Origin of the sequence: Methanohalophilus portucalensis (assembly GCF_002761295.1) — an archaeon.
Classification (GTDB): domain Archaea; phylum Halobacteriota; class Methanosarcinia; order Methanosarcinales; family Methanosarcinaceae; genus Methanohalophilus; species Methanohalophilus portucalensis.
Window position 1 is genome coordinate 125,785 of the sequence record NZ_CP017881.1, and the last position, 12,176, is coordinate 137,960.

A 12,176-nucleotide genomic window follows, 5' to 3' on the forward strand; every position below is an offset into this window, starting at 1 on the left:
ATACTGTTGGGCTTGTTTATTTCCTTTTCTCTTTCTTTTTCAAAATCTGGAAAATATGCTGGCTGCGAGGTCTTCGAGTTCCTCCCTGTCTGGGTTGGAATCCACAATGGTATGCATCGATCCTCCGCCGTCATTTTCATAACGAGGAATTATATGCACATGGACATGAGGTACAGTTTGCCCGGCGACCAGGCCATTGTTGATCCCAATATTAACTCCCGGTGCATCAGTAACTGCAATGACTTTTTTAGCGATCCTGTTGACAGAAGCGAATAATTCGGCTGTCTTTTCCTCACTCATTTCCAGGAAACTTGCTATGTGTTCCTTTGGCAGGACAACGGTGTGTCCTCTGGATGTGGGATAGATGTCCAGAAATGCATAGGAATGTTCGTCTTCATAAACTTTATGTGAGGGAACTTCTCCTGATATTATTCTGCAGAATAAACAATCCATGTTTTTCACCTTTTGATATGTCTTCGTTCCTGTTTTATATTTATTGGCCTGTTGTTTTTGGCTACCCAAAAATTTATATTATACATTGTTGTAGTAAATGTATAAATTAGGTAAGCCTAACATTAGGTGTTTTAAAAAATGACTGAAAAAACATTGGATCTATTGGACGTGGGCCAGAATGCCCGTGTAATCCAGGTAAAGGGCAAAGGTCCTTCCAGGCGGCGCCTGCTTGAAATGGGAATGGTGCCTGGTGTTGGTCTTAGTGTGACCAAAAGAGCCCCGATGGGCGACCCGGTGGATTTCAAGTTGAAAGGCTACAACCTTTCCCTGCGCAAACAAGAGGCACAGATGGTTGTCGTTGAGGTTCTGGGAGGTATGTAATGACATCACGAATGCCTCTTACAATGTCCCCTCCAGGACAAACATGCCGAATTTGTGATGTGTGTGCCGGTAGAGGATTGAAAAGAAGGCTTGTGGAACTGGGCCTGACCCATAATTCCATCATCCAGCCCATTGGATGCAGTAGGGGTTGCCTCCTTGTATCGGTCAATGGTACACGTTTTGCTTTGGGCAGGGGTATGGCTACCAAAATTATGGTTGAACCTGTATGTGAAGGGGGTGCCCAGATTGGCTGAAAAAATAAAAGTTGCAGTGGCAGGTAACCCCAATGTGGGAAAAACCACGATATTCAATGCCCTTACAGGGTCACGCCAGAAGGTGGGTAACTGGCCCGGCGTTACTGTGGAAAAAAAGGTAGGAACAAAGAATCATAACGGGCATGTCCTGGAAATAATAGACTTGCCGGGCACTTACAGTTTAACGGCTTATTCAGCAGATGAGGTGGTTGCCAGGGATTATATCCTTGAAGAAAAACCTGATGTTGTTGTACAGGTGCTGGATTCCACAAATTTGGAAAGGAATCTTTATCTCACGACACAATTGCTTGAAATGGGCACCAATCTGATCCTTGCCTTGAACATGTCAGATCGTGCTGAAAGGCGCGGCGATTTTATTGATATCCAGAGGCTGGAAAGCCTTCTTGGTGTTTCCGCTATTAAAACTGTTGCAGGTGAAGGCAAAGGAATAGATGCACTTCTTGATTCTATCGTGGCAAAAAAAGAGCAGAACATACCCCTGCCTCATGAAATCGGTTATGGTGGCATGGTGGAAGAGAAGATCTATGCGCTGGAGGAAATAATTAAAGATGACCCGGAAGTATTCAAACACTATCCCCCTCGCTGGATAGCTTTAAAATTGCTAGAAGGTGATGAGGATGTCATTAAAAAATTATCTTCAGAAAGCATTAAAGGAAAAGTACAGGATTTCCTGTCGGCTATCGACAATGAGGAATACGAAGTCGAGATGGCTGACAAGAGGTATCAGTTTATAAGTACCCTGATGCCTCAGGTTTGTACAACCTGTGCTGAAGAAGTATCCCCCTCGGATATGGTTGATAAAGTAGTCACTAACAAGTATCTGGGTATTCCCATATTCCTGATACTTATGTGGGGCATGTTCGAGCTGACCTTTGCTTTTGCCACTCCTTTCATGGAACTGATCGACATGTTCTTCGGGTGGCTGGCAGCAGCGGTTGCCTCTAACATTGAAACCGCCTGGCTTGCTTCCCTTCTGGGTGATGGTATCATCGCCGGTGTAGGTTCTGTGCTGCTTTTTGTGCCCAATATTTTCATCCTGTTCTTCGTCATCGCCCTGTTTGAAAGCAGTGGCTACATGGCACGTGCGGCATTCATTATGGACAAACTCATGTATACAATGGGGCTGCAGGGTAAATCCTTCATTCCGATGCTCATGGGTTTTGGCTGTTCAGTTCCGGCTATTATGGCAACCCGTACACTGGAGGATGAAAAGGACAGGTTAATCACAATGATGGTCACACCTTTCATGTCCTGTGGTGCCAGGTTGCCTGTTTACATCCTGCTTGCGGGAACATTTTTCGGCAGGCAGGCAGGTTCGGTAATCTTCGGCCTGTATGTACTGGGAATACTTGTGGCTATTGTTTCGGCCAAACTTTTCAGGATATTTCTTGCCAGGGGTAAACCTTCTCCCTTTATAATGGAACTTCCTCCGTATACCAAACCTTTATTGAAGGATTCCCTGCGGCATATGTGGAATGAGGGCTACCTTTACCTCAGGAAGGTCGGGACAGTAATTATCACAGGAGTTGTGCTGATCTGGATGCTTGCCTATTTCCCGCAAGGCGCTGAATATGGCAGTGCTGGGAGTCTGATAGGTTCGCTGGGTAAATTGATTGAGCCTCTAGTAGCCCCACTTGGCTTTGACTGGAAGATAGCCGTTGCACTGGTCTTCGGGTTTGTCGCAAAGGAAATTGTAGTTGGTTCCCTGGGAACCCTGTACGGTACCGGGGGAGGCGAAGCATTGTCCTCCGCTCTCATGTCAGATCCGGGTTTCACTCCTGCAATAGCTCTGGGTCTAATGGTATTCACTCTGCTCTATGTGCCCTGTATAGGAGCTGTTGCAGTTATAAAGAAGGAAACGGGTTCATGGAAATGGATGTTTTTCCAGGCGGCATATTCAACAGCAGTGGCCTGGGTACTGGCACTGGTGACAGTTCTTGTCGCAAATTTGGTTCTTTAATGAGGTGTATTTGATGGAAAGAAATTACAGTGGTTTGAAGTTCTTTTCCCTTTTGTGGGGAATACTGTATGTGGTCGCAGGTCTGATTCAGGTTGGCAAGGGAGTGGGGCTTTTGCCAGTTTCCTTTTTATCCTCCAGTCTGCTACCTGCTGAGCTGGCCGGGGGTCTTGTGCTTGTGGTAATCGGTGCAGTATTTTTCGTTGCAATCTTTGAGTTTTCAAAGGACTCATTTGAAGGGTCTGCCTATGCTTATGTAGGGATACTGCTCTGCCTGGTATTCGGCATTCTGTATTTCCTGAGTATGGTAGCAGATCTTATCAATGCCTATATACTTGCCATGGAAGGTTACGAAGAATGGACATTTGTTGACAGTTTCAAACCAGCATTGTATCTGGGCATTTTATCCGGGGTTGTATATGCTGTCTGGAAAAACAGGTTTAAACCGGTAAATCAGGGAGGATTTTAAGATGGTTCTGGGATACAAGTATGTATTGAAAAAAATGGCAGAAATGGATCAAAGGGGCAGCATCTCCTTCAATGCCCTGTCTGCAGGAATGAATATGAATACACGGCAGCTGAGGGGCATGCTGGAGGTAATGGAGAATATGGGGCATGTAAGCAAAATTGGGGATGCCAATGCCAGCCCCGATCTTCTTTCCTGTGGCACCTGTAAATCCTGTGGATGCTGTAATAGTGGGATTTCCTATGGTACTACATACCAGCTTACCGATAAAGGTCGGAGGGTATGCAGTACATGATTACTTTGATTGGTCCGCCCGGAAGCCAAATGGTATGATATCACTCCCTTTTTGCAACAACACCATATCTCCGTTTGGCAAACGAGTTTCCGGTCGGATCATTCATCTTTTTTATTCAGGTCAATTGGAGAAAAGTATCAATCCACAGGCCTTCTGACCAGGGATCCGTCACGCATCTTGATCGTTATATATTTGCCTTCTTCCCCGGCTTCATATTTATTGTAACGCAAAACCTCGAATCTGCCGGCATCTGTGAGTTTCCTTATTGTGCGTATATCTTCGCGGCCGATTTTCCCTTTTTTTGCAGGTGGGTCAATATTGGCCTTTTTCTTTGAATATATGGTCCCGCCTTTCATGTCCGTCCCGACATGGCTGCCTGCATCCTCTGCCAGCAGTATTCCGTTTTTCATGTATGCACCGGCAAAGGCTTCACATTTACCCTCTACGTAAACTGTTCCACCATTGAGGTGGGCTGCAGTATTCATGCCGCTATCCCCTTTGATCAGCAACATTCCTCTTTCCATTAGTAATCCGCTTCCGTTGCCTGTATTTCCTTCTACTGTTATGCTGGATTCACAGTTGCAACGGGCTGCCAGGGTATTGCGCAGGATTCCATCATTGAGCAGGAGATTATTTCCTTCCAGTTTGTTTCGCAGAAGTTTTTGCTGCAATTCCTTGCAGACCAATTCCGTTATTGACACGAATTTGCGATATCCTTCCCTATCGGATTGCACTTCCACCATATTTCCCATGGGTTCCCCAATGTTGCCCTTTATGTATAGGTTGCCGGCTACCATTCCCATCCCTGCTTCAGCTCCAACATCACCGTCTATTATGATGTTGCCGGCATTTTCTATCTTCCCGCTGCCTCCAAGATGGGATATGCTGGTGCCCATGCCCTGTGCAAGCCTTTTTCCGACATCACCTATAATCTGTACAGTATCTTTTTTTTTGAGATGATCGACCATTTCCCTGTATGTGTACTCTGTGCCTTGCTGGTAGGGGATGAGAGAGTCCGGGTTGAAATCACTATTCCAGCAAAAGTTGTAAGTATAATCACAGAGGTTGTCCGGCGGATTTGATAGTTCGATCGTGATCATGTTTCCACCTTTAACCATGAATGAGTGCAGGCAGACAGCGGGTACAGACCCAGATGCTTTCTTTTCCATGTCTCAGGGGCATCAGGTATCTCTCGTTTTCATCCCTGTCACACTTAAAGCAGTGTATTGACCCGGCTTCGTTGCCTTTTTCTTTTTTCTCCTGCATTTCCTTGACTGCCTGTGGATTGAAATCCATTGTCTGCCTTTCTTCAATTGATATTGCATCCTGTGGACAGACTCCGATACAGAATCCCATGCCATCGCACAGTTCTTCAGATACGACTTTAGCCTTACCATCTATTATCTGGATGGCACCCTCGGCACAGGGGCTGACACATTTTCCACAACCATTGCATTTTTCCTCGTCTATTTTGACTATCATCCGATTTACCATTTTCAATCCTTCCGTTAATGATGTGTACCTTCAACAACTTCAATTCCTGCATTTTCCAGTGTCTGCCTTATTGAATCCACATGAGGACATTCCGGATAAATTTCCATCTGCATACAGGAACTGAGATGTACTGTTTCTACTCCGTGTTTTTTCAGGGACCGGGCAAGCCTGAACACCCTTCTTCCCGCGCATCCGCCGCATGTGAAAAATGCGGTCATTTCTGTATTTTCATCGTAATCACTAAAAGCAACTGTTTTTTCATTGAATGCCCTGAAACATCCTATTCCCGGGCAGGTTTCTGCAACAATAGCACAGCGAACTACTGCTATTTTCTTGTTATCTGGCATTTGCATTCTCCTTTTGTGCATTATCCAGTGCAGAGTCCACACTTTCCCGGACAATATAGCCTGCTTTGTGCAATATGGTATCCCCGATCTCAGGATCATTATCCATACTTGCAGTACAGGGATAGGCATGATGGGCAGAGGAAACAGTTTCCTTGAAATCTGCAGCTTCGGTATAGACAAGTTTGCGGGCAACAAACCATGTGCATCCGCAGGGAGCATCCCTGATTACCCGTGCGGTTGTGATTTCCTCATTATCAAGTATTATTTCAATTTTGGGTTTCCCAAATCCCATTTCAACAAATCTGTCTATTACAGGTTGGCCTGTTTTCTCAAGGCTGCAAAAAGGCTTGGGGAAAGTATATTCGATTCCCTCATTCTGAAGTTTTTCTGCAACCTGGCGGACAAGGCCTGCCGGGGCAAGTTTAGGATTCTCAACAGGTGCAATCACGCCTTTTGCATGTGCTTTTTTCGCAACTGTGGGCAGGCCAGCAAACAGGTCAGGATGCAGATCCATTGCAAGGAGCAGGTCACAGGGTTTCAGGTCAGCAGGCAGGTATTCTTCCGGCTCTTCCACAAATTCAGGCAGATCTGCAGGCAATTCATGGATTTCTGTAAGGAACCCTGAATATGATTTGCGTCCCTGTCGACAGTGATCGCAGGCTTCCCCACAGGATGTGCAGAACTGATCAGAATTTATGAGATTGCCCAGCACCTTTTTCCCGAATTCCCCGCTGTACAGGACACTTATTCTTATTGGTTGCGTATCTGCTAAGGTACGACCTCCTAGATATAATTTCTATACCAGGTATATTAGTAATACTGGTATATAAATAAGGGAGTATCTATTCAGATACCACCCAGTTCAGGAAGCCAGGCAATCTTGATTATGTAAAGGAGAATCAGGATCAGTATTGCCAGCAGGATCAGTTTTTTCATTTTGCAAAAGAAAAACCCGACAGATTTGCCGATTTTGAATATAAAATCCATTCCACCACCATACCACCTATTGTTTTCATTCTTCCACTACACGCAGGCGGTTCATTACATCGCCTGGTTTGATTTTATATACGACATCCATTCCCTCGATGACCTTTCCAAAAACCGTGTGCATACCGTCCAGGTGGGATTGAGGGGAATGGGTTATGAAGAACTGGCTTCCTCCGGTATCCTTGCCTGCGTGGGCCATTGACAGGGCACCTTTTGTGTGTTTTCGTGGATTGATCTCACATTTGATCGTGTAACCCGGCCCACCTGTTCCATCGCCCTTGGGGCATCCTCCCTGTATCACAAAATCAGGGATAACCCTGTGAAAGTCCAGGCCATTATAGAATCCCTGCTTGATAAGTTTTTCAAAATTGGCAACCGTGCGGGGTGCATCATTTTCAAATAATTCAAGGATAATATCTCCCTTGTCTGTCTCGATAATGGCTTTTTTCATTTTGCAACTCCGTTTTAATTTCATCTTGAGATTTGAATGATCAGTTTATAGTTATTTCGCTGGACTTCATTGAAAGATAAATTCCGGGACTCGAATCTTCAATGTTCAGCCGGACATACTCGCTGGTGTTATTGAATGTGACGGAAGTCGGTCCGACATCCTGGATTTCATCTTCCATTTCCCTGAAATAATTATACCAGAGGTCCCAGGTGTCTTCTGTTGGATATTTTGTGATGGTTACGTTTTCTGTATAACCGTTTATAGTTTCAACAGAATTTGCCGTTATGTAGAGGTTTTCCATATCATTACCCCTTCTTTCAATATCTCCTTTGAGAAGAATTGTATTAATTGAAAGGCCAACATCACCCGAACGATTTGATACCTGTATGGGTGGCTGCGTCTTGAATACAACCCCGTCTTTCTGCTGAAGTATGAGGGCTCCACTATCATAGATATACTGCTGGTCCACCATGAAATTGTAGTCAGATTCCATCTTAAGAGTACCTTTGCTAATTTCGGAATTGTTCATGGTGATTATACGTGTGTTGTTTACATAGGTTACATTTGTTGTCCGATTTGTGGTCTGATACTCAAAAATTTGTGAGGATTCAGCAACACCATCATAATTTACGTAATCAAAGAGATAATTTCCTCCAAGTTTCATGTAATGCTGTATTAGGTCATAAAGGGGAGCGGAATCACTGATATTATAATTTGTACCGTTAATCAATAAGGGTTGATTTGATTTTTTTAAGGTTAAATTGGTATCTTTTGTTAAACAATCAATGTGTAATACACGTGGGTCATTATTAAGGTATATTTTAGAGTCATCTGTTCCATCGAGTTTTATGTCCTCGCTAATCCATTTTTCGGAAGGATATCCTCCACTCAAAGAAATGCGAATATGTTTATCATTAACATCGGCATTTTTGAACTGAATCCATCTATTGTAAGTTGTTGTCCTGAAATGAATGTCAAAATTTTGAGCTAATTTGTCGTTGGCTGTATACTCTGATGGATCTTGCAGGAATTCAAATTGCATTGATGTTATTGGATTTGTCACATTAGTATCAAGCTCTTCAACCGCAATTCCGAAAGAATAAGGCAACATATTCGAAGGCACATACTCACTTTCAATGGTGGAAGTTATCAGTAACTTGCCTGCACTTTCATTAAGATCCAGATAACCCACGGAATTCGAGTCCTTTATGTAGGGCAGGTCATCCGTCCCCAGGTCTATCGATACCGTATTTGGGACGCTATTTGCGATTTCTGCCTGCTTTTTGAGTTCCAGCATGGAATGGTGTACCTGCTCACTGTGTGCGGCTTCATCATCGCTGACATAGATTGGGACCCAGGTGGAGGTAAATACTGACATGAACGTTACAAGGATAGCCAGGAGGAGTATAGCCCCCACAACTATCGAGACTGCCTCTGTGTCTTCATTCAGGTTTTTCATTCGATCAGCCCCTGGGAAGGCTTGTGTATCAGGTTAATATCTGTATTATTTGTGTCAAGGGTGATAGTGGTGCCTATGGACCATTCATTGCTGGAGTTGAGAGGAGAGGAATTATTAATTGTAATTTCCTGGCCATGTACCATGAATTTGAGTTCCTCAACATCCACCGGCTCGCCTCCCATGTGCACAACATCTACATTGGATCCGTTTGGTTCAATGTCAACATCGATGTGGGGGATATCCATCGGAGGCTGGAGGTTGAATATAGCAATCGCTACGATCGTTGCCATCAGCACCGTAATCGTTATCATCAGCACCGTTCCCACAACATCCGATACGCCGCTTTCATCGGCCTGCAAACATCTCCCTCTCTGCATGATTAACATCTCTGCAATATTATACAGTAACAGTAATGTTGTCCTCTATTATATTTAAAGATACTATTAAAATAGGCACTGCATGGTTTGAGAAATAATTAGAAGAGAATAACCGGAATAAAAAAAGAAAATGGAAAGGAGAGTAGATAAAGTAATATCCGGAGATATTACTTTGCAAGATCGTAGTTCTGGTTTACGATCTTCAGGGCGCAGAAGTTTCCGCACATGGTACATGCATCTGTGTCTTCCGGTGCACGGCTGTTCCTGACATCACGTGCAAGTTCCGGGTCAAGTGCCAGACTGTACATCTTCTCCCAGTCAAGTTCACGGCGTGCCCTTGCCATTGCAAGATCCTGATCACGCTTGTTGAGTTTGACCATATCACCTACGTGGGCTGCGATCTTGGATGTCTTGACACCTTCGATAACATCTTCCTTATTTGGCAGGGCAAGGTGCTCTGCGGGGGTTACATAGCACAGGAAGTCACAGCCAGCGGCTGCGGACTGGGATGCACCGATTGCGGTGACGATGTGGTCACGTCCCGGAGCAACATCGGTGATGAGTGGGCCGAGCATGTAGAATGGCTTGTGGTCACTCATGGACTTCATGAGTTTGACGTTCATATCCACCTCGTCCAGTGGAACATGGCCAGGACCTTCTACAATAACCTGGAGGTCATATTCGTCGTGGGCCCTCTGGGCACATTCGGAGTTGATGATCAGTTCCTGGATCTGTGCACGGTCGGTTGCATCGTGGATAGCACCGGCACGCATTCCATTGCCTGTTGAAAGGGTGACTTCGTGTTCCTTGAGGATTTCACAGAGATAGTCGAAGTCCGCGTAAAGGGGATTTTCCTTTTCGTTGTGGAGCATCCAGGAGCTCATGAAAGCACCTCCGCGGGAGCAAAGTCCGCCATAGCGGCCATGAGCTTTAAGCCTGTCCAGTACGATATTATTGACACCGGTGTGGATTGCCATGAAGTTTGTACCGAGTTTTGCCTGTTCCTCGGTTGCATTCCACAGGTCGTCTTCTGTCATGTGGACGATGGAACCGTCCCTTTTGGCTGCTGAGATAAAGGCCTGGTAGAGTGGTACTGAACCTACGGACAGGTCAATTGCGTCACAGACCTTTTTCCTGATTCCGAGGAAATCTCCGCCGGTACCCAGTTCCATAAGGGTGTCTGCGCCGGCTGCCTGTGCTGCCTTTGCTTTTTCGATTTCAAGATTCTCATCGACGATATCGGAAGATGCTCCGATGGAAGCGTTCACTTTTGTAGTAAGCCCTTCTCCAATACCACACACTCTGATGTCCCTGTAGGGGGTAACAGGTATAACGATTCTTCCGGCTGCAATTCCGCGGCGCACAAATTCAGGCTCAACACCTTCGATTTCTGCAACCTTCTTCATCTCTTCGGTAATAGTTCCGTTCTTGGCATCTGTTACGATTGACATGTTTTTACCTCGTTTTAATGATGGGAAATGGGTACATATTTTATTTAAACCTTATTAAAAAATCAATTTGTGTTGATGTAAAGTAGTTTTGAGTTTGCTTTCTATTCTAATTGTGATGCACATGCATAATTAGTTAGAAGTATGCAGGTAACGTTTTTTGATATTTATGCACAAAAAATAAATCATATATAAGTAACAAAATATGATTTCTCAAAAGTAAAGTGAAGTTGTTTATAGGTCCCTTCTGGCAAATTCATCTTTGCTGGCGGCGAAGGGTACGCATTGTCTCCCTGTGGAGGGATACTACAAGATCACTTAGCATTCCGAATATGAACATCTGGATTCCCGAAATAATGAGCAACGCTGTCAGGATGGTCATTGGTATATGGGTAATACCTATCATCCATTCACTTACGACATAGATTCCCAGCAATATGCCACAAAGAGTAAGTATAGCACCGATTATCCCGAAATAGAACATCGGGTTGTGAAATTTGGCCATTTTATAGATCGTACTGCCAATCCCAAAACCATCAGTCAGGGGGTTGAGTTTCGTATCTCCTTCATCAGGACGCGGCCTGTAGGCTATTGGAACGACTTCTACGCGATGCTCTTTTTTCATACTGTCAACAGCAATCTCTGATTCGATCTCAAAACCCGTCTCATGGAGCTCCAGTTCCCGGATTGCCTGGTTTGTGAATCCCCTGTAGCCAGACAGGATATCCACAAGATTTTTCCTGTAAATGATACTAAAAAATTTATTAAGCATCTTGTTGCCGATCAGGTTCAGTTTTGTAAAAGCACCCGCATCAAAATCTGCAAACCGGTTGCCAATAACATGGTCTGCCCTTCCTGTTTCCAGTGGTTCAAGCATTGAATGAACGTCTTTTGCAAGATAGGTTCCATCCCCGTCGATCATAATGACATAAGGGTCATCTATCATTGAAAGAGCATCCTGGACAGCCTGGCCTTTTCCTTTCCCTGTCTGGGCAACAACTCTTGCGCCCATACTTTTGGCAATTTCCTGTGTATCATCAGAGCTATTGCCATCAATAACAAAAATATTTCCGAAACCTTCGGTATTGAAATCTTCAATAAGCTGGCCGATGGTGACACCCTCATTCAATGTGGGTATGAGGATGCAAACATCTTCCCTGTAGTCTTCAGTCACGTTATTCCCTTTACAGGAGGCCCATATTGTCCAGCTGTTGTCTTACTACCTCTACTCCTTCTTCGCAGTTTTCCGGGGATTTGCCACCGGTAACCACCAGTTTTCCGGAACTGAATATCAGTACGACAACTTTTGGCTCATCGATCCTGTAAACGAGTCCCGGGAACTGTTCAGGTTCATATTCGATATTCTCAAGACCGAGTCCGATTGCGATTGCATTAAGGTTGAGTACAGCTTTGAGGTCAGCGGAGGCGACAATGTTCTGTACGGTGATATCCGGTTTTTCAAGGGTATCTATGCCAATGCCGTTGAGTTTTTTGGCCATGTCCGCAATTACTGTGTGTACATCATCTACGTTTTTGGCACCTGTACAGACCACTTTCCCCGATGTGAAAACAAGAAATGCCGCCTTTGGGTTTGATACGCGGTATACGAGACCGGGGAATTTCTGCTTGTTATATTCTGCTCCTTCAAATTCAGCTTCGATCTTTGTAAGGTCGAATTCCTCGGCAAGTTTGGTGGAAGCTACCACATTTTCTATTTTAATGTTATAATCTGTCATATTCTCAGGTCCTTGGAAATTGAAGCAAATAATTCCAGATAGTTTATATA

General features: G+C 44.5%; 17 protein-coding genes. 5 read left to right on the forward strand and 12 right to left on the reverse strand.

Going from position 1 to position 12,176, the window contains the following annotated elements; genetic code table 11:
- Window positions 1-39: 39 nt before the first annotated feature.
- Window positions 40-453 carry an HIT family protein gene (locus BKM01_RS00655; RefSeq protein WP_072360795.1) on the reverse strand — a complete coding sequence of 138 codons (414 nt, stop codon included), beginning with the start codon at window positions 451-453 and terminating at the stop codon, window positions 40-42.
- Between the two features lie 138 nt (window positions 454-591).
- Between BKM01_RS00655 and BKM01_RS00660 the strand changes: the two genes are divergently transcribed.
- The 5 genes from BKM01_RS00660 to BKM01_RS00680 are packed head-to-tail and all read left to right on the forward strand — an operon-like array spanning window position 592 to window position 3,827.
- Window positions 592-834 (forward strand): FeoA family protein, encoded by a 243-nt coding sequence (locus BKM01_RS00660; RefSeq protein WP_072360793.1) that lies wholly within the window; start codon window positions 592-594, stop codon window positions 832-834.
- Window positions 834-1,088 carry a FeoA family protein gene (locus BKM01_RS00665; protein WP_072360791.1) on the forward strand — a complete coding sequence of 85 codons (255 nt, stop codon included), beginning with the start codon at window positions 834-836 and terminating at the stop codon, window positions 1,086-1,088. Before BKM01_RS00660 ends, BKM01_RS00665 begins: the two co-directional genes overlap by 1 nt.
- Entirely contained in the window at window positions 1,081-3,069 is a 1,989-nt protein-coding gene (feoB, locus tag BKM01_RS00670) for a ferrous iron transport protein B (protein WP_072360789.1), read from the forward strand. Before BKM01_RS00665 ends, feoB begins: the two co-directional genes overlap by 8 nt.
- Window positions 3,070-3,082: 13 nt before the next feature.
- Entirely contained in the window at window positions 3,083-3,535 is a 453-nt protein-coding gene (locus BKM01_RS00675; RefSeq protein WP_072360787.1) for a hypothetical protein, read from the forward strand.
- Between the two features lies 1 nt (window position 3,536).
- Complete coding sequence (locus BKM01_RS00680; RefSeq protein ID WP_072360785.1) at window positions 3,537-3,827, forward strand: FeoC-like transcriptional regulator; 291 nt, start codon at window positions 3,537-3,539, stop codon at window positions 3,825-3,827.
- A 137-nt stretch (window positions 3,828-3,964) separates the two neighbouring features.
- On the opposite strand, the gene BKM01_RS00685 is transcribed toward BKM01_RS00680, so the two are convergent.
- The 11 genes from BKM01_RS00685 to BKM01_RS00730 form a co-directional block, all read right to left on the reverse strand.
- Window positions 3,965-4,927, reverse strand: coding sequence for a formylmethanofuran dehydrogenase (locus BKM01_RS00685; RefSeq protein WP_072360783.1), 963 nt, complete (start codon window positions 4,925-4,927; stop codon window positions 3,965-3,967).
- Between the two features lie 10 nt (window positions 4,928-4,937).
- On the reverse strand, window positions 4,938-5,321 hold the full coding sequence (locus BKM01_RS00690) for an ATP-binding protein (RefSeq protein WP_072360781.1): 384 nt from the start codon (window positions 5,319-5,321) through the stop codon (window positions 4,938-4,940).
- A gap of 14 nt (window positions 5,322-5,335) precedes the next feature.
- Window positions 5,336-5,668 (reverse strand): CGGC domain-containing protein, encoded by a 333-nt coding sequence (locus BKM01_RS00695; protein ID WP_072360779.1) that lies wholly within the window; start codon window positions 5,666-5,668, stop codon window positions 5,336-5,338.
- Window positions 5,658-6,422: a DUF166 domain-containing protein gene (locus BKM01_RS00700; RefSeq protein ID WP_072360777.1), complete on the reverse strand. Its 765-nt coding sequence runs from the start codon at window positions 6,420-6,422 to the stop codon at window positions 5,658-5,660. Before BKM01_RS00700 ends, BKM01_RS00695 begins: the two co-directional genes overlap by 11 nt.
- Before the next feature lie 92 nt (window positions 6,423-6,514).
- On the reverse strand, window positions 6,515-6,655 hold the full coding sequence (locus BKM01_RS10700) for a hypothetical protein (protein ID WP_157769601.1): 141 nt from the start codon (window positions 6,653-6,655) through the stop codon (window positions 6,515-6,517).
- Between the two features lie 25 nt (window positions 6,656-6,680).
- Window positions 6,681-7,106, reverse strand: a complete 426-nt coding sequence (locus BKM01_RS00705) for a peptidylprolyl isomerase (protein ID WP_072360775.1) — start codon at window positions 7,104-7,106, stop codon at window positions 6,681-6,683.
- A gap of 40 nt (window positions 7,107-7,146) precedes the next feature.
- Complete coding sequence (locus BKM01_RS00710) at window positions 7,147-8,565, reverse strand: hypothetical protein (protein ID WP_072360773.1); 1,419 nt, start codon at window positions 8,563-8,565, stop codon at window positions 7,147-7,149.
- A complete protein-coding gene (locus BKM01_RS00715; RefSeq protein WP_072360771.1) occupies window positions 8,562-8,942 on the reverse strand; it encodes a type IV pilin in 381 nt (126 codons plus the stop codon). Before BKM01_RS00715 ends, BKM01_RS00710 begins: the two co-directional genes overlap by 4 nt.
- 167 nt (window positions 8,943-9,109) lie before the next feature.
- Window positions 9,110-10,393 (reverse strand): phosphomethylpyrimidine synthase ThiC, encoded by a 1,284-nt coding sequence (gene thiC / locus BKM01_RS00720; RefSeq protein ID WP_072360770.1) that lies wholly within the window; start codon window positions 10,391-10,393, stop codon window positions 9,110-9,112.
- Window positions 10,394-10,646: 253 nt separating this feature from the next.
- On the reverse strand, window positions 10,647-11,564 hold the full coding sequence (aglJ, locus tag BKM01_RS00725) for an S-layer glycoprotein N-glycosyltransferase AglJ (protein ID WP_072360768.1): 918 nt from the start codon (window positions 11,562-11,564) through the stop codon (window positions 10,647-10,649).
- A 10-nt stretch (window positions 11,565-11,574) separates the two neighbouring features.
- Complete coding sequence (locus BKM01_RS00730; RefSeq protein ID WP_013038250.1) at window positions 11,575-12,126, reverse strand: TATA-box-binding protein; 552 nt, start codon at window positions 12,124-12,126, stop codon at window positions 11,575-11,577.
- Between the last annotated feature and the right edge of the window lie 50 nt (window positions 12,127-12,176).